General features: G+C 72.1%; 19 protein-coding genes and 1 pseudogene. 10 read left to right on the top strand and 10 right to left on the bottom strand.

Annotated elements, in window-relative coordinates:
• Positions 1 to 39: 39 nt before the first annotated feature.
• Genes HUT10_RS45325 through HUT10_RS45315 form a run of 3 tightly spaced genes read right to left on the bottom strand, consistent with a single transcriptional unit; the run spans position 40 to position 3,343 of the window.
• Positions 40 to 795 (bottom strand): SDR family NAD(P)-dependent oxidoreductase, encoded by a 756-nt coding sequence (locus tag HUT10_RS45325; RefSeq protein WP_176176849.1) that lies wholly within the window; start codon positions 793 to 795, stop codon positions 40 to 42.
• Between the two features lie 11 nt (positions 796 to 806).
• On the bottom strand, positions 807 to 1,799 hold the full coding sequence (locus HUT10_RS45320) for an LLM class flavin-dependent oxidoreductase (RefSeq protein WP_176176848.1): 993 nt from the start codon (positions 1,797 to 1,799) through the stop codon (positions 807 to 809).
• An 11-nt stretch (positions 1,800 to 1,810) separates the two neighbouring features.
• Entirely contained in the window at positions 1,811 to 3,343 is a 1,533-nt protein-coding gene (locus HUT10_RS45315; protein ID WP_176176847.1) for a long-chain fatty acid--CoA ligase, read from the bottom strand.
• Between the two features lie 115 nt (positions 3,344 to 3,458).
• On the opposite strand from HUT10_RS45315, the gene HUT10_RS45310 reads away from it, so the two are divergent.
• The 3 genes from HUT10_RS45310 (at position 3,459) to HUT10_RS45300 (ending at position 7,658) form a co-directional block, all read left to right on the top strand.
• Positions 3,459 to 4,076, top strand: a complete 618-nt coding sequence (locus tag HUT10_RS45310) for a TetR/AcrR family transcriptional regulator (protein WP_176176846.1) — start codon at positions 3,459 to 3,461, stop codon at positions 4,074 to 4,076.
• 116 nt (positions 4,077 to 4,192) lie between these two features.
• Positions 4,193 to 6,139 (top strand): NPCBM/NEW2 domain-containing protein, encoded by a 1,947-nt coding sequence (locus HUT10_RS45305; RefSeq protein ID WP_176176845.1) that lies wholly within the window; start codon positions 4,193 to 4,195, stop codon positions 6,137 to 6,139.
• Between the two features lie 349 nt (positions 6,140 to 6,488).
• A complete protein-coding gene (locus HUT10_RS45300; RefSeq protein ID WP_176176844.1) occupies positions 6,489 to 7,658 on the top strand; it encodes an MFS transporter in 1,170 nt (389 codons plus the stop codon).
• Positions 7,659 to 7,889: 231 nt separating this feature from the next.
• Here HUT10_RS45300 and HUT10_RS45295 read toward each other — a convergent pair whose 3' ends face one another.
• Positions 7,890 to 10,721 carry a LuxR family transcriptional regulator gene (locus tag HUT10_RS45295; RefSeq protein ID WP_176176843.1) on the bottom strand — a complete coding sequence of 944 codons (2,832 nt, stop codon included), beginning with the start codon at positions 10,719 to 10,721 and terminating at the stop codon, positions 7,890 to 7,892.
• Between the two features lie 461 nt (positions 10,722 to 11,182).
• Positions 11,183 to 12,184: an ABC transporter substrate-binding protein gene (locus HUT10_RS45290; protein WP_176178350.1), complete on the bottom strand. Its 1,002-nt coding sequence runs from the start codon at positions 12,182 to 12,184 to the stop codon at positions 11,183 to 11,185.
• Positions 12,185 to 12,661: 477 nt separating this feature from the next.
• On the opposite strand from HUT10_RS45290, the gene HUT10_RS45285 reads away from it, so the two are divergent.
• A complete protein-coding gene (locus HUT10_RS45285) occupies positions 12,662 to 13,597 on the top strand; it encodes an IS481 family transposase (protein WP_176178349.1) in 936 nt (311 codons plus the stop codon).
• A gap of 13 nt (positions 13,598 to 13,610) precedes the next feature.
• Here the strand turns inward: HUT10_RS45285 and HUT10_RS45280 are convergent.
• The 3 genes and pseudogenes from HUT10_RS45280 to HUT10_RS45270 all read right to left on the bottom strand — a co-directional run bounded on the left by HUT10_RS45280 (position 13,611) and on the right by HUT10_RS45270 (position 16,237).
• Positions 13,611 to 14,520: pseudogene (locus tag HUT10_RS45280) on the bottom strand (IS5 family transposase).
• Positions 14,521 to 14,555: 35 nt separating this feature from the next.
• Positions 14,556 to 15,245: a TIGR03943 family protein gene (locus HUT10_RS45275; RefSeq protein WP_176176842.1), complete on the bottom strand. Its 690-nt coding sequence runs from the start codon at positions 15,243 to 15,245 to the stop codon at positions 14,556 to 14,558.
• On the bottom strand, positions 15,242 to 16,237 hold the full coding sequence (locus tag HUT10_RS45270; RefSeq protein ID WP_176176841.1) for a permease: 996 nt from the start codon (positions 16,235 to 16,237) through the stop codon (positions 15,242 to 15,244). Before HUT10_RS45270 ends, HUT10_RS45275 begins: the two co-directional genes overlap by 4 nt.
• A 127-nt stretch (positions 16,238 to 16,364) precedes the next feature.
• Here HUT10_RS45270 and HUT10_RS45265 point away from each other — a divergent pair, with 127 nt between their 5' ends.
• The 5 genes from HUT10_RS45265 to HUT10_RS45245 all read left to right on the top strand — a co-directional run bounded on the left by HUT10_RS45265 (position 16,365) and on the right by HUT10_RS45245 (position 22,611).
• Positions 16,365 to 17,039, top strand: a complete 675-nt coding sequence (locus tag HUT10_RS45265) for a class II aldolase/adducin family protein (protein ID WP_176176840.1) — start codon at positions 16,365 to 16,367, stop codon at positions 17,037 to 17,039.
• Positions 17,036 to 17,989, top strand: coding sequence for a carbohydrate kinase family protein (locus HUT10_RS45260; RefSeq protein ID WP_176176839.1), 954 nt, complete (start codon positions 17,036 to 17,038; stop codon positions 17,987 to 17,989). Before HUT10_RS45265 ends, HUT10_RS45260 begins: the two co-directional genes overlap by 4 nt.
• A gap of 168 nt (positions 17,990 to 18,157) precedes the next feature.
• On the top strand, positions 18,158 to 18,604 hold the full coding sequence (locus HUT10_RS45255) for a hypothetical protein (protein ID WP_176176838.1): 447 nt from the start codon (positions 18,158 to 18,160) through the stop codon (positions 18,602 to 18,604).
• 205 nt (positions 18,605 to 18,809) lie between these two features.
• Entirely contained in the window at positions 18,810 to 20,453 is a 1,644-nt protein-coding gene (locus HUT10_RS45250) for a beta-1,3-glucanase family protein (protein WP_176176837.1), read from the top strand.
• Between the two features lie 694 nt (positions 20,454 to 21,147).
• On the top strand, positions 21,148 to 22,611 hold the full coding sequence (locus HUT10_RS45245) for an XRE family transcriptional regulator (RefSeq protein ID WP_176176836.1): 1,464 nt from the start codon (positions 21,148 to 21,150) through the stop codon (positions 22,609 to 22,611).
• 28 nt (positions 22,612 to 22,639) lie between these two features.
• On the opposite strand, the gene HUT10_RS45240 is transcribed toward HUT10_RS45245, so the two are convergent.
• On the bottom strand, positions 22,640 to 23,152 hold the full coding sequence (locus tag HUT10_RS45240) for a lytic polysaccharide monooxygenase auxiliary activity family 9 protein (RefSeq protein WP_176176835.1): 513 nt from the start codon (positions 23,150 to 23,152) through the stop codon (positions 22,640 to 22,642).
• Positions 23,153 to 23,426: 274 nt separating this feature from the next.
• On the opposite strand from HUT10_RS45240, the gene lexA reads away from it, so the two are divergent.
• Positions 23,427 to 24,080 (top strand): transcriptional repressor LexA, encoded by a 654-nt coding sequence (gene lexA / locus HUT10_RS45235; protein ID WP_176176834.1) that lies wholly within the window; start codon positions 23,427 to 23,429, stop codon positions 24,078 to 24,080.
• Position 24,081: 1 nt separating this feature from the next.
• Here lexA and HUT10_RS45230 read toward each other — a convergent pair whose 3' ends face one another.
• Positions 24,082 to 25,284, bottom strand: a complete 1,203-nt coding sequence (locus HUT10_RS45230; RefSeq protein ID WP_176176833.1) for a cytochrome P450 — start codon at positions 25,282 to 25,284, stop codon at positions 24,082 to 24,084.
• Between the last annotated feature and the right edge of the window lie 92 nt (positions 25,285 to 25,376).

Raw genomic sequence — 25,376 nt, 5'->3', positions numbered from 1 at the left:
GAAACGGTGGGGCCGCCGGGAGCGGCCCCACCCGCCCCGTCACACGAGGGACGCGGTCAGCCCGCCGTCGAGGACGTAGTGACTGCCGGTGACCCAGCTCGCCCGGTCCGACGCCAGGAACGCCGCGACCTCCGCGATGTCCTGCGGCGTGCCCAGCCGGCCCTGCTTGGCCGCGACCAGGTCGCCGAACGGGACCTGGGTCGCCGCCTCGAAGTCGGGGACCAGGCGCTCGACCATCGCCGTGTCCGCGAAGCCCGGGCAGACCGCGTTGACCCGGACGCCCGTCGGGCGCATCTCGACCGCCGCCACCCGGGTCAGCTGGATGACCGCGGCCTTCGTCGCGCAGTACGAACCGAGCAGCGGGCTGCCGCCGATGCCCGCGATCGAGGCGATGTTGACGATGTTGCCCTTGGACTCCACCAGGTGCGGCGTCGCCGCCTTCATCGTCACGAAGGTGCCGCGCACGTTGACCGCGAAGATCTTGTCGAAGCTCTCCGTCGGCTGCTGCAGCAGCGGGGACGACACCTCGATGCCGGCGTTGTTGACCAGGACGTCGAGGCCGCCGAGGAGGTCGACCGTCTGCTGGATGGCCGCCTGGACCTGGGTTTCGTCGGTGACGTCGCAGTTGGCGACCCCGGCCGCGCCGATCTCGTCGGCCGCCTGCTTGGCCGAGAGGGAGTCGAGGTCGCTCACGACGACCCGGGCGCCGCGTTCGGTGAACAGCGCCGCGATCGCCTTGCCGATGCCGGCACCGGAGCCGGTGACGAAGACGCGCTTTCCTTCGAGTTCGGACATGCTGGTCCCTTTCACATCGCTTCGATCTTGGGGAGGATCTCTTCCTTGAGCCGCTTCATGTCGTCCAGCGTCTTCGCCACCGGGACGTCCTGGAAGGGCGGCCACAGGAATGGCATCGTCAGCCCGGCTTCCCGGTAGCGCTTGAGCTGGTCGGTGATCTGCGCCTGCGACCCCACGAGCAGGTTGGTGCCCTTGCCCAGCGGGCTCTGGTCCATGTCCTCGTCGGTGATGACGAACCAGATCATGCTGGCGATCTCGAGGTCGTCGACCGAGCGCGGGGTGTCGAGGGCCTCCAGCTCGCGCTGGATCTCGGTGCGCCAGCGCCGGATGTCCTCGGGCGAGTCCTGGATGCCGATCCAGCCGGACAGCCCGTACTTCGCGATCCGGGCGGCCGAGCGCTTGGCGTCCTTGAGGCCGCTGAAGAAGATCGGCGGGTGCGGCTTCTGCACCGGCTTGGCGCCGAACCCGCTGCGCTGGAAGTCGGCGAACTCGCCGTGGTACTCGAACAGGTCGTTGGTCCAGATGCCCTGCATGATCTCCAGGGTTTCCCGGACGTGCTTGTGCCGCTTGGGGAAGATGTGCGACGCGCTCGCGGCGGCGAACTCCTCGGGCATCCAGCCGGAGCCGACGGCCACGTTCAGCCGGCCGCCGCAGAGGTGGTCGATGGTGGCCAGCTCCGCGGCCAGGACGCCGGGCGCGCGGTAGGGCGTGTCGATGATGCTCATGCCGATCCGCACCTTCGACGTCTTCGCCGCCAGCCACGGGATGAGCGGCATGCCCTGGAGGAACTCGCCGCGCGAGCTGACCGGCAGGCCCTTGGGGAACCCGTCGATCATGCCGAAGGCGTACTGCATCTCCTGGGTGTCCGACGTCTCCGGCACGATGATCCGGTCCAGCGTCCAGACCGAGTCGAAGTCGAGATCCTCGGCCAGTGCGGTGAGGTCCTCGAGCTCCCGCACGGTCACCTTGTCGCGGAAGTTCGGGAGGTAGAGCGCGAGTTTCATGATGTTTCCCTTCAGCGGGTGGTGAGGGTCGTGCGGATCTCGGCCTTCAGCACCTTGCCGACGGTCGAGCGGGGCAGGTCCGGCCAGACTTCGATCTGCTTGGGCGCCTTGACGCTGCCGATGCGGTCCTTGACGAACGCGATCAGCTCGGCGCTGTCCAGCTCCCGGCCGGGGCGGAGCTGGACGACGGCGGTGACGCGCTCGCCCCACTTCTCGTCGGGCAGGCCGACCACGGCGCAGTCGCGGACCGCGTCGTGGGCCAGCACCGCCTGCTCGACCTCGGCGGAGTAGACGTTGAACCCGCCGGTGATGACCATGTCCTTGGCGCGGTCGACGATGTGGAGGAAGCCTTCGCCGTCGAGGAAGCCGATGTCACCGGTGTGGTGCCAGCCGTGGGCGGAGGCTTCCGCGGTGGCCTCCGGGTTGCGGTAGTAGCCGGCCATCACCAGCGAGCCGCGCACGCAGATTTCGCCGCGTTCGCCTTGCGCCACGGCGTTTCCGCCGTCGTCCAGGATCGCCACGGTGACCAGCGGTGACGGGCGCCCGGCGGAGGCCAGCCGTCCGGTGTGGACAGTCCCATCGGGACGGCGGTGCTCGGCGGGCGACATCGTCGAGATCATCATCGGGGCCTCGGACTGGCCGAACAGCTGGGCCATCGGCCCGATCCGGTCGAGGGCTTCGGCCAGCCGGGTCACCGACATCGGGGCCGCGCCGTACCAGAAGCACTGCAGTGACGAGAGATCCGTGCGGTCCAGGGCTTCGTGGCCGAGCACCAGGTAGATCAGCGTCGGCGGCAGGAACGTGTGGGTGACACGGTGGCGTTCGATCAGCGCCAGGAACCGGCCGACGTCGGGTTTCGGCATGATCACCACCTCGCCGCCGCGGGCCAGCACCGGGAAGCAGAGGACGCCGGCCGCGTGCGTCAGCGGGGCCAGGGCCAGGTAGACCGGGCGCCCCTCGAACGGGTAGCTCATCAGCGTGATCGCCGACATGACTTCGAGGTTGCGACCGGTGAGCATGACGCCCTTGGGCCGGCCGGTTGTGCCGCCGGTGCCCACGAGGGCGACGACGTCGTCCGGTGGGGCGGCGACCGCGGGCGGGCCGGCTTTCGCGGCGTCGAGCCAGTCGTCGAAGCCGGGGGCGAAGCCGTCGCCGTCGCCGAGGCGCACGAGCGTGGTCAGCTTCGGCAGCTGCGGGGCGATCCGGCGGACCAGGTCTTCGAAGGCGGGCTGGAAGACCAGCGTGGTGCAGTCGAAGAGGTCGAGGAGCTCGGCGTTCTCCGCGGCCGCGTTGCGCGGGTTGATCGGGCACCACACCGCGCCGGCCCGCGAGATGCCGAAGACGCAGGTGAACGCGGTCGGGTCGTTGGCCGAGAGGATGCCGACCTTGTCCCCCGGGGCGACACCGGAACGCCGCAACGCCCGGGCGACGGCCTCGGCGAGCTCGACGACCTCCGCGTAGGAACGGGACACCCCGTCAAGGGTCAAGCAGGGCGCTCCGGGGTCCACGGAGGCGCCTTTCTCCAGGTAGAAGAACAGAGACATCGTCGTCCCTCCCGACTTCGCCGGCGGCTGGTGACGACCATGACGGCCATTTGGACGAATGTCAAGATTTTCTTGGACGATTGGTCAGAAACACCTCGGGTGGTATCTTCGGGCGGTGACCAGCGCACCCGCCGTGAGGCGCCGGACCCCAGCCGACAAGTTCGAGGACCGCCGCCGGGAACTGGCCGACGCGGCGCTCCTGGCCTTGGCGGACCTCGGCTACGCCCGCACCAGCCTGCGCACGATCGCGGAGCACACGAAGTTCTCCCACGGGCTGCTGCACTACTACTTCGCCGACAAGGTCGAGCTGATCACCTACTGCGTGCGCCGCTACAAGGCCGCGTGCGTCCAGCGCTACGAGGGCGGCGTCGGCGAGGCGGCCACCGCGGCCGAGCTGGCGGCCGCCTGCGCGGACGGACTGGCGGCCGCGCTCGGCGAAGCACCCCTGATGCACCGGATGTGGTACGACCTGCGCACGCAGTCGCTGTTCGAGCCGGCGTTCCGCGACGACGTCGCCGAGATCGACGCCAGCCTGCAGGACATGATCTGGCGCAACGTGAGCGCGTACGCCGGGCTCGCGGGCGCCGAGCCGACCTGCTCGGCGGCGGACGCGTACGCGTTGTTCGACGGGCTGTTCCAGCAGGCGCTGCTGCGGCACCTCGCGGGCGAGGAGACAGCGCTGGACGATTTGCGGCGCGGGGTGCGGGAGCTGTTCCCCCGTCTTGTGGGCTGACCGCAGCCAGGCTCTCCCCGCCCGAAAGGGCACCGGGCAGGGCACATTTACCCGCCTTGACCTCGCCGCACCGCCCGGTGATCCTGGGAGTCTTGTCCGGTTCCGGAGGGGGATCCATGCGACGACTTCCCGTACTGCTCTGCGCCCTTTTCCTGCTCGCCACCGCCACCGCCACCCCGGCCGCCGCTGATCCGCCGCCCGAGCCGGTTCCGGGCGAAAGACCTCCGCTGGGGATCACCTGGGCGACCGGGGACCCCTACTGCCTCTACAACTCCGGCGAAGACGTCGTGAAAGCCGCGGCCGACCAGCTGGTCGGCTCGGGCCTGCGGGACGCCGGGTACGAGTACGTCATGCTCGGCGACTGCTGGCAGGCGGCGCAGCGCGACGCCGACGGCAAGCTGACCGCCCGCACCACGTTCTCCGCGAGCATTCCCGCGCTGGTGGACTACGTGCACGCACGCGGCCTCAAGATCGGCTTCTCCAGCGGCACCGGTGCGAAGACCTGCAGCGGCCAGGCGGCGGGCTCCCTCGACCACGAGGACCTCGACGCGCAGACCTTCGCCGGCTGGGGCGCGGACTACCTGCGCTACGACACCTGCTACAGCGTCAACGGCGACGCACCCGCGCGGGTCAAGAAGATGGCCGACGCGCTGAAGCGCACCGGACGGCCGATCACCCTGGAGGTCGACGACTACGACCGCAACCAGAGCCCGTGGCTCTGGGCCCGTGGCGCGGGCGCCCAGGTCTGGCGCACCTACAAGAACGCCACCTTCGACTTCGGTTACTCGGCCGGCAGCCTCGACAAGCAGTACGGCCTGGAGGGCTACGCCGGCCCGGGCGGCTGGAACATGCCGGGCTCCTTCACCTTCAGCTACCTCGACACCGCCGAACGCCAGGCCAAGCTCGGCCTGTGGGCGGTGCTCAACGCGCCTCTGGTGGCCGACATGGCGCTGACGGCCGACACCACGCTCCCGGCGGACGTCATGGCCAACCCCGACATCATCGCCGTCGACCAGGACTGGGCGGGGGTGGCCGGGCACAAGGTCCGCGACACCGGCTGGACCGAGGTCTGGACGAAGCCGATGTCCGACGGCTCGGCCGTGCTGGTGCTGTTCAACCGCGGCGAACTGGCCGCGCCGATCACCACCTCCGTCGCCGACGCCGGGCTGCCCGCCGCGTCCGGCTACCGCGTGCGGGACCTGTGGACCGGCGAGGAAACCGAGTCGACGGGCGCGCTCGGCGGGACCGTCGGCCGGCACGCCGCCACCGTGCTGCGCGTGTGGCCCGCGAACACGACCGCCGCGCCGCGGACGTCGCTGACCGTCGAACTGCCCGACTCCGTGCCGCCGGACCGGCCGGTGACCGCCACCGTGCGGTTCGCCAACGCCGGTTCGACGCCGGTCACCGGAGCGCACCTGCAGCTCACCGCGCCCGCGCAGTGGCAGTTCGACTCCCCCGCCGAGGCCGACGCGGCGACCGTCGCCCCCGGGGCCACCTGGGAGACCGCGGTGACGCTGCACCCGGTCTCGACGGCCACCGAGCCGTTCAGGATGCCGGCCACCGTGACGTACACGACCGCCCAGGGCACCCGGACCACGTCCGCGCGAGCCGAAGCGCCGCTCCTGCTCGCGCCGAACCCGCCCTACACCAACGGGTTGCTCAACACGCAGCCGTGGATGTCCAGCGAGAACGGCCTCGGCCCGGTGGAGCGGGACAGCACCGACAACGGCCACCCGCTCACGGTCAACGGCAAGACCGACGCGCACGGCGGGCTGGGCGCGCACGCCCCCTCGGTGGTGCGCTACTACCTGGGCGGCAAGTGCCGGCAGTTCACCGCGACGGTCGGCGTCGACGACCGCGGGCCCGGCGGGACGCTCGGGTTCCGCGTGCTCGGCGACGGCGTCGAACTGGAAGCCACCGGGGACATGCGGCACGGGGATCCCGCGCAGCACCTCGCCGTGCCGGTGACGGGCGTGCAGGTGCTCGCGCTCGCCGTCGACGACGCGAGTGACGGCTCGGCCGGCGACTGGGGCGACTGGCTGTCGCCGTACCTGACCTGCTGATCCGCCGCCGAGGCCCCTCCGCCCGCACCCGGGCGGAGGGGCGCTTCCACTGTGGACCCCGGCACGATCCGCAACGATGACACGCCGACGTTGCTCCGGCCGGGCGGCCCACCGCCCCGGCCGGGCCCCGCCCACCACGGACCGTGATCGGATCGGCCCGCCATCCGGTGCCGGAGGCGTCCGGCCGTGCCGATGCACGCCCATCCGCAGAGCGCATCGGAACGCACAGATTCGTTGAGGGGCAACAAAAGTCCGTTCATCCGTCAGGTGACGGATGTCTGTGGCGCGCCGACCGCGAAACATTGTTCTACGGAGTAGAACGCTCCGGCCTCGACCCCGAGGAGGAGCGATGTCGCGTGCTACCACCACCGTCTCCACTCTGGTCATCTTCGTTCTCGCGCTCAACCTGCGGCCCGCGGTGACCAGCCTGGGCGCGGCCCTGCCGGACATCTCCATCGCCGGCGGGCTGGTCGCCGCGGTGCTCGTGGCCCTGCCCCTGTGGGCGATCGGCCTGGGTGGCTGGGCGACGCCGTGGCTCTGCGCCAGGGTGGGAACACACCGGACGGTCACCGTGGCCCTTCTCGGGCTGGTGCTGTCACTGGCCGGACGGGTGTTCGGCGGCCCGGTGGAACTGCTGGTCGGCACGGCGCTGGCGTGCCTGTCCATCGCCGTGCTGGGGACGATGCTGCCGTTGCTGGCCCAGGGGTCCGCCGCCTTCACGTTCGGGCTCGGGGTGGGCAGCACGGCAGGCGCGCTGGTCACGCCCACGGTGGTGATGTCGTCGTCGTGGCGGCTCGCCCTCGGCGTGTGGGCGACCACGGCGCTGCTGGCCCAGCAGGTCTGGCGGCGCACGCCCGGCGAGTTCGTGTCGCCGCGGGCGTCATCGGGCGCCGGGCGGGCCTCGGCCCTGACCATCCACTTCGGACTCATCTCGACGGTGACGTTCCTGGTCATGGGCTGGCTGCCGGGCATCCTGCGCAGCGCGGGCGTCCCCTCGACGACGGCGGGGGCGTGCCTGGCGCTGTCGATGGCGATGGGGTTGCCGATGATGTGGCTGGTGCCGGGCTGGACCCGCCGCTGGCGCAACCAGACACTGCTCGTCATCACGTTGGCCACGCCGAACGTCATCGGCGTGGCGGGGCTGCTCCTGGCGCCCGCGGCGGCACCCTGGCTGTGGGCCGCGGCGACCGGGGCGGGCATGGGGTCGCTGGCGTTCGCGCTGACGACGATTTCGCTGCGCAGCAAGGACAGTTCGGTGGCGCTGTCGGCGGTGGTCCAGGGCGTGGGGTACGTGATCGCGGGCTTCGGCGTGCTGGTGTGCGGCTGGCTGCACACCGGGACGGGGGCCTGGCGAACGCCGCTGCTGCTGGTGCTCGCGGTGCTGATCGGCCAGGTGGTCAGCGGGCACCTGGCGGTGTTCCGCCGCGCCCCGGCACCGGCCCCCGCTCCGGCGCCGGCGGTGGCCCCGCCGCTCACCGTGCACCCCCAGGAGGACGACGCACCGGAGGTCGCCGCCTGACCCGCGGCCGGTCGTGAGTGGTGGGCCCGCCTTGCCACCCACGACCGGTGCCGCGGCGTGGCCCGGCCTGGCGCGAGAGCGTTTTCCGGGCGGTCTCGGCGTGGCTCGGCCGGACGCCACTTCGCGACCGGCCCGGCAACGCACCCACCGGCGCGAGAGCGTTTACCCGACGGCCGCGGTGTGACTCACCCGCACCCACTCACCGGCGCGACAGCGTTTCCCGGGCGTGGCTCAGCCGGAGGCCGACTGGTGCCGGGCCGCCTCGCGGGCGATGTCGATGCGCGAATGCACTCCCAGTTTCGTCAGGATGTGCGAAACGTGCGTGCCCACCGTGCGCGGTGACAGGTACAGCCGGGCCGCGATCTGCGGGTTCGACAACCCTTCGACCACCAGCGCTGCGATCCGGCCTTCCGTCGGGGTGAGGCTCTCCCAGCCGTGGGTGGCTTCGCGGTGCTTGACCGTCGGGCCGCGGCGGATGCCCAAGGCGCGGAACTGCGCGCGCAGCCTCGCCACGTCCCACTGCGCGTCGAGTTCCGCGTAGAGGTCGATCGCGTGGATGAACGCCGCCCGCGCCGAACCGCGGTCCTCGGTCCGGGCTTCGGCGAACGCGATCGCCGCCGCCTCCAGTGCTTTGGCGCGGGACAGCGGGCGGCCCGCGTCGGCGTACCCGTCCGCCGCCCGCAGCAGCATCGTGCCGTCCCGCTCGAGGAGGCCGCGGCAGTACAACGCCAGCGCACGGCGGTGCGGCACCGACGACTCGGCCGCGATCGCGCGCGCCCTCGCCTCGATCTCCGCCGCCGTCCGGACATCGCCGATCGTCATCGCCAGGCGGACCGCGTCGCCGAGGCGCTCCTCCCCCGCGTCTTCGCCCGCCGGGACCGCCGTCAGCACCGCCAGGGCCCGCTCCGGCGCGCCCGCGTGCTCGAAGGCCAGGCTGCGCGCGCGGACCAGGGACTCGACGACCTCGTCGCCGGCGCTCTCCGAATGCCGGGCCGCGACGTCGAGGTGGCGGTGGGCCGCGGCCGTCTCGTCGCGGTGGAAGTGGATGATCGCGGCGACGCCGTGGTCGCCGCACACCACGTCCGGGTCCTTGCGGTCGTCCGGGACGACGTCGACCTCGGCCAGCGCGTCGTCCCACCGCCCGGCGCCGAGCATCAGCTGCCCGATCGCGCTCTGGACCTGGGTCAGCCGGGCCACGCTGCCGGTGCGCTCGGCCAGCTCGCGGGCCTGCCCGGCCGCGGTGAGCGCGTCGGCGTAGCGGTCGAGCGCGCCGTAGGTGACCGACTGGTTGATGCGCAGCAGCAGGGTGAGGTCGATCAGCGTCGGGTCACCGCGCACGATGGCCATCGCCCGCTCGAACAGCGGCAGCGCGGCCGCCCACTCGCCGCGCATCATCGCGCACTGGCTCAGCACGTGCAGCGCCCACCCCGACGCCCAGCGGTCTTCGTCCGTGCCGAGTTCCGCCAGCGCCGCGGAAGCGGCCCGGCCCGCGGAGTCGACTTCGCCGAGGACACGCCGGATCCGCGCGATGAGCACCAGCAACCGGGCCCGGTGCCGGGCCTGCAGCCCCGGCTGGTTCAGCGCCTCGTTGAGCGCGGGCAGCGATTCCGCGGCCCGCCCGGTCGTGCCGCGGCTCTGCACCACCGTCGTGTGCAGGTCGACGCGCACGTCGGGGTCGCGGACGCGGTCCAGTGCGCGCAACGCGATCCGCTCGGCCTGGGCCACGTTGCCGACCCGGTAGTACGCGTCGGCCAGCCGGCAGGCCAGCGCCCCGGTCACGGCGTCGTCGAGCGGCGCGTCCCGGACCGCGCGGCGCAGCAGGGCGACGGCGACCACGGGTGCCTGGCCGATCAGCGGCATGGCCACCTTCAGCAGCCACCGCACGGCCCAGTCCGGCACCGGCATCCGAGTGTCCGTTGTGGACACCATGGGCAGCAGCTGCCGCGCCACCCGCTCGACCGGGGCGCTCGCCTCGGCCAGTGCCCACGCGGCGGACTGGTGCCAGGCGACCCGGACCGCGGTCGGCATCTCGTCGTACAACGCCGTGCGGATCAACGGGTGCCGGAACTCCAGGTCGTCGCCCGCCGCCACCAATACCCCGGCCGCGCGGGCCTCGTCGAGGGCGGGCAGCAGCTCGGCGAGCGAGGAGTTCGTCACCGTCACCAGGTCCGCGACCGAGAAGCCGACGCCGAGCACCGCCGCCGTGCGCAGCACTTCCCGCGCCGCCTCGGTGAGGAAGCCGAGCCGGTCCGCGATCGCCTCCGGCAGCGAATCCGGCGTCGCCGCACCGGTCAGCTCCGCGATGCCCGCGTGATCGACCTCCAGGCAGGAACTCCTGGTCAGCGCGTCGACGAGTTCGGTGAGGTACAACGGATTCCCGGCGGCCCCGGCGGCCAGCTCCTCCAGCCGGGTGCCCGGCTTGCCGCCGGCCAGCGCGGCCACCAGCTCGAGCACGGCCGGTTCCGCGAGCCTGCCCAGCCGCAGCCGCTCGGCCGGCCGGACGATCCGGAACAGCGCCCGCAGGTCGTCGCGGCGCGGCACCGGCCGCAGCACGCCGATGAGCAGCAACGGAAGCTGCCGGACCGAGCGGGTGAGCCGGCTCCACACCGCCACCGTCGTGCTGTCGGCCCACTGCAGCTCGTCGACGACCAGCACCACCGGGCCGTCCTGGCAGAGCTGGTCCACCAGCGCGATCAGCTGTTCGGCGGCCGCGGCGGCGAGGTCGGCGCCCTTGCCCGCGACGGCGCCGCCGCCCAGCAGCTCGTAAACGGCGTCACGGCGGGGATCCCGGGTGGCCGGCGTGATCTCCAGCGCGTCCAGCAACGGCAGCAGCGGCAACGCCTGCCCGAGCTCGTCGCCGGCGCCCCAGTACACCTGGCAGCCCGCGTCGGTGGCGGCCGCGCAGGCGGACCGGACCAGCGCCGACTTGCCGATTCCCGGCTCGCCGTCCACCAGCACGGCCCGGCCGCGGCCTTCGGCGACGTCACGGATCCAAGCGACCAGCCGGGACAGCTCGCTGTCCCGGCCGACCAGCAGCTCGGTACCGTCCGTAAGCGGTCGCACACCACGAATTCTAGAAGTAAAACCTGTTTCCCAACAAGAGGTCCACTTGGCGAGCGCCGAACACCGGCCGTCAGTCCGGCGTTCCCCGCCCCGATACCCGCCATTCGATAAATGCGCCGATTCGTGATCTCGGCGTGCTTCACCCGCACGGCATTCGCAGGCCTCGGTAAGCGTTGCCGCAGGCCCGGCCGCCCCGGACAGGCCGGGGCGCGACCGGCACCGGACGGGTGAAGCAGGTTGCGAGACAGCGGTTCCGGCGGTCCGGGCGTTACGGTGAGACACGAGAGCCTCCGGTTGGCGTGGGTCCTAGACAAGCCACACCTCAACCGGAGGCTCTCCTCACGTCAACCACGACCCACCGCCACCAACGTCCTGGCCAAGTACACCTAGCCGTTGCGGGCCGGGCGTGGTGAATCCGATCCGGAAGCCGCGTCACCACTCGCGACCTCGTGCCGTGGGGTTCACCGGCCCGCCTGCGGGCCGATCATCGAGTTCACGTCGATCGGCGACGGGATGGCGCCCAGCTGCAGCAGCAGGTCGGGAACCCGTTGCAGGCGACGGGAATCGAGCACCGAGCCGTAACCCGGCAGGGTCAGCAGCTTGGCGGTGTCCTCGTCGATCTTGGCGAAGCGCACCAGCAGCGGCTCGACCTTGGCGCGGTCGAAGATGGCGTCGTGGGTGGCTTTCTGCATCGCGCGCTGGAACGCCGCGAGGGTCTTGGGGTTCTCCTTCACCCACTTCCGGGTCGCGCCGTAGCCGGTGAGCGGGAAGTCCTGGGTGGCGCCGGAGTTGATGTCGATGATCGGGATCGCGCCGGCCGTCTTGGCGGCCTGCGTGATGTAGGGCTCCGGCAGGTACGCGGCGTCGGCCTGCCCCTGCTGCAGCGCCGCCGCGATGCCGGGCAGCGGGATGAGCACCCATTTCACCTTGCTGAAATCGACGTTGTGGTCCTGCATGACCGAACGGGTGAGGAGATCCGAAGCGGTGTTCTTGGCCGTGATGGCGATCTTCGCGGTGGCGAGGTCGGTGATTGTTTTGACCGGCGAATTCGGGACCGTGACGATCGCATTGGACTTCGCGTTGACCGAGGTCGCGTCGGCGACCAGCTGCATATCGGCGGCGCCGGTGCTGCGCGCGGTGAAGAACGGCGGATAGGTCGAGAACGCGATGTCGGCGTCACCCGAGATCGACTTCGTCAGCGAGGCCTGGCCGCTGGCGGCGATCACGGACTCGACGGTGAGGCCTTCGGCTTGGAAGTAGCCCTCGTCCTGGGCGAGCCAGAACGGTGCCAGGTCGGTGGTGGGCAGGATCGAGACCTTCAGGGTCGTCTTCTCGAGCCCGCTGCCCTTCGGCAGCGAGCTCGAGCCGGTGGCGCCGAGAGCACCGCAACCGGTTACGACCGTGACGACCGCGAGGGCGAGCGCGGCACGAACACGGCCACGGCTCCTGACTATTCCGAACAAGGTCTGCTCCTCGAAGGAGATGACAGTTGATGTACCGGCTCCAAGGAAAGTGCGTGATTCACTTCCCGGCGTCAGGCGGGCCACTGTAGGGACCCCGGCTGGCCTTGACAATGCGTGATGCCGCTGGATCAGCGAATTCACCAGAATGGCGGCACGAATACTTGATCGACGATCTTGGGCCGCTCTTGGTCGCCGGGTCGGCGGGCGGGTGGCTCTCCGTTGACGGTGGCGTAGTGCGAAAAACGTGGCCCGCCGCCCCTCGGCAAAGCGGAAAACAACGGTCCGGCCGTCATATCCGGAGGGGGCGAACCCGGTGTAGTTGCCGCTCCCCGAAATCGAACCGGCTGCCGCTATTCGCCGATTGTCTGCGAAGGCAGGCAATGGTCGCGGCGGTGTCGAAGTCGTCGATGGCCCGTCGTCCCCGGCAAGAGGCGGCCGACGGCGGATCGGGGTGCGGGCCGTGGATGTCACGCCTTTCTGGGCCGGTTGCTGATCGTCCGGCGTCACCAAGCCGGATGGCCGCAAGCACACATCGCCACCGCGATGGGGATCTCCCGCAAATGCGTGAAGACCTGGCTGGACCGCTACGCAACCGAGGGCGAGCCCGGTCTGCGGGACCGATCCTCACGCCCGCATACCTCACCACGACGGACCAGCGACGAGCTCGAAGCGCGGATCGTCGCATTGCGGCAGCGTGAACGCCGCGGACCGGCCTGGCTGGGCTGCGAACTGGGTGTCCCGGCACGGACGGTGTCACGGGTACTGGCCCGCCACCAGATCCCGCGGCTGGCCGCGCTGGACCCGATCACCGGGCAGGTGATCCGGGCCAGCAAGACCACGGCAGTGCGCTACGAGCGCGAGCAGCCGGGCGAGCTGGTCCACATGGATGTCAAGAAGATCGGCCGCATCCCCGACGGCGGAGGCTGGCGAGCCCACGGCCGGGCCCAGCGGGAAGCCACCCGCGACCGCAGCACCAAGATCGGCTACGACTACGTTCACTCCCTGGTCGACGACCACTCCCGCCTGGCCTACTCCGAGATCCACCCCGACGAGAAAGGGCCAACCTGCGCCGGCTTCCTCACCCGGGCGATCGCCTACTTCGCCGGCCACGGCATCACCCGGATCGAACGGCTGATGACCGACAACGCCTGGGCCTACCGCTGGTCACTGCGTGCGGTCTGCGCCGAGCACGGCATCCGGCAGAAGTTCATCAAACCCCACTGTCCCTGGCAAAACGGCAAAGTCGAACGCCTCAACCGCACCCTGCAAACCGAATGGGCCTACCGCCAAGCCTTCACCAGCAACACCCAACGCACCGCAGCCCTTGCACCCTGGCTCGAGCACTACAACACTCAACGCCGCCACAGCGCACTCGGAGGCCACCCACCCACCAGCCGACTGCCACCAACCTAATGGCCACATACAGCTAGGGCGTGTCTGACAATGCTTTGGTCCAGGTGATCGCGGCGTGCAGGACGACCGCTGATCGGTAGACGATGGCCAACTTGTCGTAGCGAGTGGCCAGGCCGCGCCATTGCTTGAGCAGGTTGAACCGGCGTTCGACCACATTGCGGCCGCGGTAGTCCGCCGCATCGAAGGCAGGCGGACGCCCGCCGCGGGAACCGCGGCGTTTGCGGTGCCCGGCCTGATCAGCCGGCTCGGGGATCACCGCGGTGATGCCGCGGGCGCGCAGATGCCCGCGAATCGCCCGCGAGGAATAGGCCTTGTCGCCGCGGACCCGGTCAGGCCGGGTTCGGGCGCGCCCGCGTCCCATCCGAGGGATCCGCAGGTGGCGCATGAGGTGCGGGAACATCGGTGCGTCCCCGGCCTGTCCAGGACCGACCAACGTGATCAGCGGCCGGCCGTTCCCGTCGACGAGGTGGTGCACTTTGGTGCTCCATCCGCCGCGGGAGCGGCCGATCGCGTGATCAGGCGGCTCGGTCAGCAGATCCGTGTAGTTCGACCCAGCCCCCTGTGGAGCGGGTGATGTTGGTGGCGTGCTGATGTGCTCGGGCGATCGTGGAATCCACCGACACCGACCAATTGATCAGACCGGCCGCGTCCGCAGCGGCGAGCAGGCGCTGCAGGACGGTGTCCCAGGTGCCGTCGCCGGCCATCCGGCGATGCCAGGTCCAGATCGTCTGCCACGGACCGAACACCGCCGGCACATCCCGCCACGCGATCCCGCACCGATACCGGTAGATGATCCCCTCGACCATTGCCCGCGCATCCGAGAACGGCCGACCACGCTTGCCGGTCCGCACCGGCAGCAGATCCTCAATCAATGCCCACTGATCATCGGAAAGCAGCTGAAACCGCGACACGACCAGCAGCATCCCAGCAACCAGCCGAGATGTTTGTCAGACACGCCCTAGCCGAGGCTTTCGTACGGATCGGCGGGCGGAGCCACGGGCCGGGCCACGCCGACGTCGAGAAACGGGATGGTCCCGCCGTTGACCGGATCCTGCGCCTGCCGGTCGGTGAAGCCGCCGGTGACCTCCAGCCACGCATCGGGTGGCAGCACCGGCGGCACCCGGCCGGCCAGGCCGACCTTCACCGGCTGGGCGTCCGCCGCGCAGCAGTTCAGGAGCATGCGCACCAGGTACGGCGTGCCGCTGCCGTCGAAGGCCACGAACCCGGTGAGGGTGACGGTCCGCCCGGCCAGCGACCGGCCGTGGTCGTAGACCGCGCGGTCGGCGTAGTCGATCACCGCCAGCCGGACCGGGTTGCCGTCCGGGAGCGGGGTGAGGATCCGCGGAGCCGTCACCGCCGTGCCGGCGCGCATCGCGCTGTAGGAGCCCAAGGCCGGCGGCGCGGCGAGGATCAGCGCGAACACCGGCAGCACCAGCAGCCAGGAGACCCGGGGCGCGGCGTGCCCGGCCGGGCGGCGGCGCGCGTACCAGACGGTCGCGACGGCCGCGAGCACCAGCACCACCCCCGCGGCCAGCACCAGCGGGCGCAGGCCGGCCTTGACGTACCGCAGGTACAGCCCGGTGACGCCGGCGTGCAGCAGGACGCCGCCGACGAGGAAGAGCAGGATCGCCTGCACGGTCCGGTTCACCGCAGCACCGCCCCGGTCACGACCGCGGCCGCGACGGCCACGAGGAAGGTCGCCGGCGCGAACCGCAGCGCGAACCCGCGGCCGAACGTGGCGGCCTGCATGCCGAACAGCTTGAGGTCGATCATCGGGCCGACGACCAGGAACGCCAGCCGCGCGGTGAGCGAGAACTGCGTCAGCGAGGAAGCGACGAACGCGTCGGCCTCCGAGCAGATCGACAGCAGCACGGCGAGGCCGGCCAGTACCAGCACCGCGACCACCGCGTGGCCGGCCGCGGCGTGCAGCCAGCTCGCGGGCACCACGGCCTTGAGCGTCGCGGCGGCCATCGCGCCGCCGACGAGGAACCCGCCCGCGTGCAGGACGTCGTGCCGCACCGAGCCCCAGAAGACCGCGCCCTTGGTCCCGCCTTCGCCGTGCTCGTGCGGGCGCGGCCGGAGCCAGTCCGGGCGGCCGAGCCGGTGCCACAGCCAGCCCATCACGCACGCCGCGGCGAGGCTCGCGGCGAACCGGGCGAAGACCATCTGCGGCTGCCCGGGGAACGCGACGGCCGTCGCGGCCAGCACCACCGGGTTGATCGCCGGCGCCGACAGCAGGAACGCCACCGCCGCCGAAGGCGTCACCCCGCCGCGCACCAGCGCGCCGGCAACGGGCACCGAGGCGCATTCGCAGCCGGGCAGAACGGCCCCGGCCAGCCCGGCGACGGGCACGGCCAGCGACGGCCGCTTCGGCAGCGCGCGCGTGAAGAACGAAGGGGGCACGAAGACCGCGAGCGCGGCGGAGAGCAGGACGCCGAGGACGAGGAACGGCAGCGCCTGCACGACCACGGCGACGAACACCGTCATCCAGCTCTGCATGACCGGGGCCGACAGCAGGCGCCGGACCGGGCCCTGGGCCAGGAACCCGGCCAGCAGGACGAGAACCAGGATCAGCACGGGATCGACGTTCCAGCCGGCCGGCTTTTCGTGCTCCCGGCGGCGTCCCTCGATGGCAGTCACCAGACGTTCTCCCGTGCTTCCGCTCCACACCCGTCTCCTACACGGGTCACGAGCCGGTCCGGTTCACCACGCACCCCCGGATAAACCTGAACGTGACTTTGATTCATGTTTGACCTACCCTGAGCCGATGCCCCACGGCACCGCGCTCCTGCAGGCCGAACGGCAGGCCGTCGTCGACGCCTGTCACCGCCTGGCCGGAGAAGGACTGCTGATCGGCACCGCAGGCAACGTGAGCGTGCGCGCCGGCGAGCACGTCGCGGTGACCGCGACCGGCGTCGTGCTCGGGCGGGTCACGCCCGCGGACGTCACCGTCGTCGACCTGGCCGGGAGCGTCGTCGCCGGTGAGCTCGCGCCGACCTCGGAACTGGAGCTGCACCTCGGGATCTACCGCCGCTGGAACGCCGGCGCGGTCGTGCACACGCACTCGCCGCAGGCGACCGCGATCTCACTCGTGCTCGACGAACTCCCGTGCGTGCACTACCAGCAGCTGCTGCTCGGCGGGGCGGTGCGGGTCGCGCCGTTCGCCGTCTTCGGCAGCGACGAGCTGGCCGAGCACGTGTGGACGGCGCTGGACGGCAAGTCGGCGGCGCTGCTGGCCAACCACGGCGCGGTCGTGCACGGCCCGACGCTGCCCGCGGCGGTGGACAACGCGCTGCTGCTCGAGTGGGCCTGCGAGCTCTACCGGAACGCCGCCGCCATCGGCGCCCCGCGGGTCCTGGACGAGGGCCAGCAGGCCGCGGTCGTGGAAGCGGCCTTGCGACGCGGTTACGGCCGCACCCACCGGATCGAGGAGGATCTGTGACGCAAACGGTGATCACGCTCGGCGCGCACGTGTTCGACGTGCAGGTCCGGCCGGTCGAGGCCATCCCGGAAGGACAGGGCGCGGCGCTGGTCGAGCAGATCCGGTTCGGCCCGGCCGGAACCGCGGCCGGCACCGCGCTGACGCTGGCCAAGCTCGGCGCCGCCGTGCGCACCGCCGGCGCGATCGGCACCGACCCGATCGGCGACCTGCTGCTGGCCATGCTGGGCGAGCACGGCATCGACACGTCGCTCGTGGTTCGCCGCGCGGGCGTGCAGACCTCGGCGTCGGTGCTGCCCATCCGCCCGGACGGCAGCCGTCCCGCCTTCCACGTCCCCGGCGCGAACCTCACCTACGGGCCGGACGACGTCCCCGCGGCCGACGTCGCCCGGGCGACCCACCTGCACCTCGGCGCGCCCGAGCTGATGGGCGGGGAGAACGCGGCGAAGATCCTCGCTCCCGCACGGGAGGCCGGCGTGATCACCTCGGCCGACCTGCTCGCCCCCGGCGATCCCGGCGTGCTCACCTGGATCGACCCCGCCCTGCCCCACCTCGACTACCTGCTGCCGAACGAGCAGCAGGTCCTCGGGCTCACCGGCGCCGGGACGCTCGAGGAGGGCGCCCGCGCGCTGATCGCCCGGGGGATCGGCTGCGTGGCCGTCACCCGCGACGCCCGCGGTGCCCTGGTGGTCACGGCGGAGGAGGTGTTCGCCGTGCCCGCGTTCGCGGTCGACGTCGTCGACACCACCGGCTGCGGTGACGCGTTCTCCGCCGGCTTCCTCCGCGGCGTCGGCCTCGGCCGGTCCCCGCGGGAGGCCGCCGTGCTCGGTTCGGCCGCCGCGGCACTGGTCGCCCAGGGGCTGGGCAGCGACCACGGCGAGTTCGACCTGGCCGCCGCCGACGCCTTCGCCGCGGCCACGCCGGTGCTGGAGGCCGCCGATGCGCCGCACTGACGTCGTCCGTGGTCGGCGCGGGACTGGCCGGCCTCACCGCGGCACGAGCGGCGGCATCCCAGCAGCCAGCCGGGGTGTTTGTCGGACAAGCCCCAGTCCACCGCCCGGCCGTGCAACCCGGCGGCCGGGCCGTTCCGTCTCCCGGGCAACGGAACGAAGGAGGCACCCATGCGCCGGCCGTTCGCTGTCCCCACCGTGGTCCTGGTCGCCCTGAGTGCCGTGGCCTGCGGCGGCAGCGCCCGGCCCGGCTCGGCGTCGCCGCTGTGCTCCGCCTCCTACGAACCGCGCGAGCTCGTCGAAAGCGGGCCGCTGTACCCGCCGTTGCCCGCTCCGGGGAAGAGCCGCGGCGAAACCCGCACCACCGACGTCGCCGCCATCAAGAAGGTCGTCGCCGCGGCCTGCGATCTGCCGGAACCGCCGTCGGACGTGGCCTGCACCGCCGAACTGGGCCCGGCCTTCGCGCTCCGGTTCGTCGACACCCGCGGACAGACGACCGATCTCACCGCGGCCGCGTACGGCTGCCAGTTCGTCGAGGGCCTGGACACCCGGCGGTACGACGCCCGCCCGCTCTGGGACGCCCTCGCCGCCGCCGGGCTCCCCGCGCCGCGCCGCTGACCCCCACCGTCCACTTCGGACCGGGACCGGACCACGGCCGGAACTGGTCCGGCTACGAAAGGGCACCGTCGAGGGCCGTGCGTACCCGAGCCGGGCCGCCGGATGTTGACCCCCACCGGAACGCGTCCCTACCGTCCGTTCACCGTTTCCGGTGACCACGGGGCCGTCCGGCCGCGGGGACACCGCCCGCCCTCGAGGAGGTGCCATGCTGTCGAGGCGAACCTTCGTCACCGCCGGCCTGGTCGCCGCCGCGGCGAGCACGCCGCTGTGGTCCGCCGTCACGACGCCGAAAGCCCGCGCCGCCGCGGCGCTGCCGTTGACCCTGAAGAACAATTCGGGCAGCGGCACCGTCTACGCCTACATCAGCGGCGCGGACACCGCGGGCCGCCCCGGCTTCGTCACCGCCGACGGCCGGTTCCAGCCGCTGGCCAACCCGTCCGCGCCGGTGACGCCGATCCCGGACTACGCGATCCCGCTCAGCGGCGCCGGCGCGCAGGTCACCGTGACGCTGACCGACTACCTCATCGGCGGCCGCGTGTGGTTCTCGGTCGGCAAGAAGATCCAGTTCTTCGTCAACCCCGGCCCCGGCCTGGTGCAGCCCGGGTTCGCCAGCGCGGACCCGAACTGGCAGACGAACTGGACCTTCTGCGAGTTCACCTACAACAGCGCGAACCTCTACGCGAACATCAGCTACGTCGACATGGTGGCGCTGCCGGTGTCGATGGCCACCACCGGCGCGGCGGGCGCGCAGTCGGTCAGCCCGCTGCCGGACGGCGCCCTCGCCGGCATCGCCGACGGGCTGCGCGCGCAGCACAACACCGACGGCGCGCCGTGGGACCGGCTGGTCGTCACCGACTCGGGCGGCCAGGTGGTGCGGGTGCTCGCGCCCGGCCACTCCCCCGTCGACTTCGGCGGCTACTGGACGAACTACCTCAACGCCGTCTGGGACCACTACCGCTCGACGCCGCTGACCGTCAACGGGCAGGGCGGCATCGGCTCCTACACCGGCACGGTCAGCGGGGACGCGATCGTGTTCGCCGGCCTGAACACCAACGGGGTGCCGTTCACCAAGCCGAGCGCGGCGGACATCTTCGGCTGCGCGAGCGGGCCGCTGTACAACTCCGGCAGCGACGCCCGCGGCGCGGTCGCCGCCCGGCTGGCCGCCGCGCTGAACCGCAGCAGCCTCCTGGTGGCCGGCGGCAACAACCAGCCCGACGGCGTGGCGCCGTCCCAGTATTACCGGGACGCCACCACCAACCACTACGCGCGCCTGGTGCACCAGTACGCCTCGATCGGCTACGCGTTCCCGTACGACGACGTCGGCCCGACCGGCGCCCAGCCCGTCGACGGCCACCTGCAGGACCCGGCCCCGACGTCCTGGACGGTCGCGCTCGGCCCGGGCGCGGGCGGCGGCACGACCCCGCCGGGCTCCGGCGGCACGAGCGCGTACTCGACGATCCAGGCGGAGGCCTACAACGCCCAGAGCGGCACGCAGAACGAGTCGTGCGCGGACACGGGCGGCGGCGTGGACGTCGGCTGGATCGCGAACGGCGACTGGCTGAAGTACGCCCGCGTCGACTTCGGCTCGAGCTCCCCGAACCAGTTCGTGGCCCGCCTCGCCTCGGGCGCGCCGGCCGGGGTGAGCGGCGCGATCAAGGCCCGCCTGGACAGCGTGACGGGCCCGGTGATCGCCGAAATCGACTTCGCCAACAACGGCGGCTGGCAGCAGTGGCAGACGGTGCCGGCCAACATCGTCGCGCCGGCCACCGGGGTGCACGACTTGTACCTGACGTTCTCCGGGAGCGCGTCGGACTTCGTCAACGTCAACTGGTTCACCTTCACCCGCTAGGCAGACGGCCTCGCCGCCCTTCTGGTGCAGGGCGGCGAGGCCGTCGGTCGCCGGCGATCCTTTGTGGACCCGGCCGTCGTACAGCCAGAGTGTCCGCAGGTTCGGCGCGGCGAGCCCGGCCGGGGTCAGTACCGTCGTGCGGATCAGCTCCAGCCGCAGGAACTCCAGTGCCGGCTTGTCCCCCAGCAGCCGCAGGGACGGCTCGGTCCGCGGCCAGCCCCACACGGTCAGCTCCCGCAGCGCGCGCAGCGGCGTCAGGTCCGCGACCGCCGGGAGGAACGGCATCCCGAGCACCTCCAGCCGCGTCAAGCCGGCGAGGCTCAGCGGCCCTCGGTAGTCGGAGGCGAGCGTCAGCTCCGTCAGGCCGGGCACGCCGGCCACCGCCGAACAGTCGGCCACGCCGCGCAGCAGCCGGATCCGGGTCAGCCCGGGCAGGTCGCGGACGAACCCGAGGTCCGGCAGCACGGGTCCGCGTGGCGAGCCGACGAGCAGGCTCGTGCAGCCCTCGGCCGTGAAGCGGTCGCTCAGCGAGCGGGTCCACGGCCCGCTGTCGACCTGGAGTTCCTTCGCGCCGTTGACCGTCCGGACCCGCATCCCGGCAACGATACGGCCGACCGGCCACGCCTGGCCGGTCGGCGACCTGGTCTCCGGCCCTCCTCACGGCCATCATGGAACCCGTGGGAGGGGAGGGCGATTGGCCGAACGCTGGGGCGCGTCGCTGCGCCGGTACCGGACGCGCGCGGGACTCACGCAGGAACAGCTGGCCGAAGCCGCCGGGGTGTCGATCCGGACCCTCCGGCGGTGGGAAACCGGCAACGGCGGGCATCCGCACGGGCCGTCCGTGCGGCGCGTCGCGCGGGTGCTGGACCTCACCGGCGGGGAGCGCGACCGGCTGCTCGCCCTCGCGGACGAGGCTGACCCGACCGCCGGCCGCGCCGTGGCGCCGCCGGGGCTGCGGCCGTTCGAGCCCGGGCCGTTCGTCGGCCGGGCGGCGGAACTCGACGCGCTCACCGCGCACCTGACCGGGACGCCCGGCCGGAACGTCGTCGTGGTGGACGGTCCGCGCGGCATCGGCAAGACGTTCGTCGCGCTGCGCTGGGCCGACCGGCAGCGCGAGGCGTTCCCCGGCGGCCGGCTGTACGCCGACCTGTGGGGGTCCCGCACCGACCTCGCCTCGCGGGGGCCGTCGGAGGTGTTGCACGACTTCCTCCTCGAGCTGGGGGTCACCCCGGAAGAAATCCCGGGTGGCGCCGAGGAACGGGCCGCGCTCTACCGGACCGTGGTGGCGGGCAAGCGGCTGCTCGTCGTGCTCGACGACGCCCGGGACTCCAACCAGGTGCGGCTCCTGCTCCCGGAGAGCCGGGAAAGCGCGGTCCTGATCACCAGCCGGCACCGGCTCCCCGGCCTGGTCGCCGGGTCCGGCGCCGGGTCACTGACGCTCGGGCCGCTGCCGGAGCCCGAGGCCCGGAAGCTGCTGGCCGCCTCCATCGGTGCGGACCGGGCGGCCGGGGACGGCGCCGACGAGCTCCTGGAGTTCTGCGGCGGCCAGCCGCTGGTACTCTCCGCCGCCGCCGCGCGGGCGGCCGCGCACCCGGAGCGCGACCTGCACGAGGTGACCGGAGAGCTCCGCGAGCTGGCGGCGGCGTCGCCGGCGCCGCACGACCGGACCTCCGGGCTCGCCGCGGTCCTGGGCGAGTACCACCCCGATGTCGAGCTGATGGAGCTGGGCTCGGCCCTGATGACCCAGGCCTACCAGCTCAACGACCTGGGCCGGCCGGATGCCGCGCTGTCGGCGCTCACCGACGCCGAGGCGGTCTACCGGCAGCTCGACCGGCAGGCCCCGCGGTTCTACCGCGCCGGGTCGCTGGCCGACTGCCTGATGACGAAGTCCCTGCAGCTGCTCGACCTCGGCTTCGGCGAGGAAGCCGTCCGGGCGAGCGCCGAGTCGGTGGAACTGCGCCGCCCCCGTGACGACGACCTGCTGCCGACCGGAGCCGCGCTGAGGATGCTGGCGAGCAGCCTCGGCAACCACGCCATGCTCCTGTGCGCCGTCGGGCGGCCGGAGGAAGCCGTGGCGGCGCTGACGGAGGGGGTCGAGCTCCGGAAGCGGTTCGTCGCCGCGAAGCGGGCCGGGCGGACCGTGTCGCCGAGGGGGTGACACGGCCCGTCCGGCCACAGTGGACGGTTCAGCTGACCTGCAGGTCGATGCAGGCGTAGAACGCGTTCGCCGTGTCGGCGATGTTCCACACCGCGAGCACCGTCTGGCGGCCGGTGTGGCTGCCCAGGTTCACCTGGTGCGCGACCGTCGCCGGCGGCTGCTGGTTGTTGCCGCTGACCTCCGCGATCTTCTGGCTGCCGATGAAGTACTGGTAGTTCGACGTGCGGTGGCGAGCGGTGAAGGTCCAGGTGAAGGTCACCGTGCGGCCGACGCTCGCGGCGCGCCAGCCCTTGTTGTTGTCGTTGAGCTCGGCGAATTGGGAGACGCCGCCGTTGCACGAGCGCAGGCCCTTGGGTCCTTCGACGCTCTGCGGTTCGTACTGGATCTGCCCGCACTGCACGGTGTGCTGGGCGCACTGCGCCTGCCGGCTGGCGGGCGAGCTGACGTAGCCGTGCGCGCTCGCGATCCCGGCGGGGTTGAGCACCACCAGGACCGGGGCGAGGAGAGCACCCACGGCGGCCGCGACCAGTTTGCGGTTCATTCCGGCTCCTTCGGGGACGGGCTCGCCTCCCGCCGCCGGGCACGGCGCAGCCGCGGCCCCGGCCTCGCTGGGAGGTCCGCCGCGACGGGAAGGGTTACGAGCGAAGGAAAATTGTGGTCTAGACCATACTTCGGATCGTTACGCAGGTCAACGGCTGGCAAAGTAAAGGATGGTGTTGGTAAGGCGCCAACCGTCACCCGGTGTTCCGTTGAGCGGGACCGCGGTGGTGAGACCGGCGGCGGGGCGCGGGGCGCGTGCCTCTAGGATCACGCCCGTGACCACCTACGACGACACGTTCGAGCACCTCGACCCCTCGGCCCTGCCGGAGCGGCAGCAGCGGATCCTGGTCGCGATCCGGGACTGGGTGGTCCAGCACGGCTACTCCCCCAGCACGCGCGAGATCGGCGAGGCCGTCGGCCTGCAGTCGACGTCGTCGGTGTCGAAGCACCTGGCCAGCCTCGAAGACAAGGGCTTCCTGCGCCGCGGCGCGACCGTGTCGCGCCCGATCGACGTGCGCGCGTTCCTCAACGGGACGGCCGCCGCCGAAGACGGCGATTCGGTGCCGGTGCCGGTGGTCGGCGACATCGCGGCGGGCACGCCGATCTCGGCGGTCGAGCACACCGACGACGTCCTCAAGCTGCCCCGCGACCTCACCGGCCGCGGCACGGTCTTCGGCCTGCGCGTCCGCGGCGACTCGATGATCGACGCGGCGATCTGCGACGGCGACATCGTCGTGGTCAAGCAGCAGTCGGAGGCCCACTCGGGCCAGATCGTGGCAGCGATGATCGACGAAGAGGCGACGGTCAAGGTCTACCGCCGCCGCGACGGCCACGTGTACCTCGAGCCCCGCAACCCGGCCTACGACGTCATCGACGGCGACCGCGCGGTGATCCTGGGCGCGGTGGTGTCGGTGCTGCGCAGCGTCTGACTCACCAGGTGACCGGCAGTTCGTACACGCCGTACACCGATCCGTCGTGCTTGAACGGGATCTCCCCGAGCCCGACGGCCGGCGCCAGGGTCGGGATCCGCCGGTACAGCGTGCTGTACACGACCTGCAGCTCGAGCCGGGCCAGCGGCTGACCGAGGCACTGGTGGACGCCGAAGCCGAAGGCCACGTGCCGGTGCGCGTCGCGGGTCAGGTCCAGCCGGTCACCGTCCGGGAAGGCCGCCGGATCGCGGTTGGCGATGTCGCTCGCCATGATCAGGCCCTCGCCCGCGCGGATCGTCTCCCCGGCGATTCGGATGTCCTCCAGCGCGACGCGCCGGCGTCCGTTGTGCGTGATGTTCAAGTAGCGCAACAGCTCTTCGACCGCCGACGCGACCAGCGCCGGATCGCCGCCCTCGCGCAGCAGCGCCAGCTGGTCCGGGTGCTCCAGCAGGGCCAGCGTCCCGAGCGCGATCATGTTCGCCGTCGTCTCGTGACCGGCGACGAGCAGCAGGACACCCATCTGCGCGGCTTCGGGCCGGGTCAGCTCGCCCGCCGCGACCCGGGCGGCAAGCCCGGACAGCAGGTCGTCGGCGGGCTGGCCGAGCTTCGCCCCCACCAGCCGGTCGAGGTAAACCGCCAGCGCCCGGAGCGCGGCCGCCCGTTCCTCGGGCTTCGTGTCGCGGTGGACGACGACCTTGCTGTGGTCCTGGAAGAAGCCGTGGTCGGCGTAGGGGACGCCGAGCAGCTCGCAGATCACCAGTGACGGCACCGGCAGCGCGAACGCCTCCACGAGGTCCACCGGCTTCGGGCCGGCCAGCAGCTCGTCGATCAGGTCGTCGACGATCCGCTGCACGGCCGGGCGCAGTGCGGCGACCCGGCGGATCGTGAACGGCGCCGTCACCATCTTGCGCAGCCGCGCGTGCTCCGGGTCGTCCATCAGGATGAAGCCGAACCCGGTGCCGCCCTTCGGCAGCGGCGCGGGGCTCGGGTACCCGGGCCGGGTCGCGTCGGCGCTGACCCGGGAATCCACCAGCAGCGCCCGCTGGTCGGCGTAGCGGGTCACCAGCCACGGCGTGCTGCCGTCCCACAGCCGGACCCGGATGAGCGGGGTTTCCCCCTGCAGCGCACGGGCGGCGGGCGGCGGGTCGAACGGGCAGCCCGCGGCCCGGGGCATCGGGAACTCGGGGATCTCCGTGGTCGTCATCGTTCCTCCGCGGTGGCCGTCGGTTCGTCAGCAGTCAACCGAAGGCTGCTACGGTGAGTCAAGCAACTGATTTAATCTCCCCCGGAGGGCCG

It is taken from the genome of Amycolatopsis sp. Hca4 (assembly GCF_013364075.1).
GTDB lineage: Bacteria > Actinomycetota > Actinomycetes > Mycobacteriales > Pseudonocardiaceae > Amycolatopsis.
Note: the sequence above shows the minus strand (reverse complement) of the source record. Positions and strands in the feature narration are given on the sequence as shown.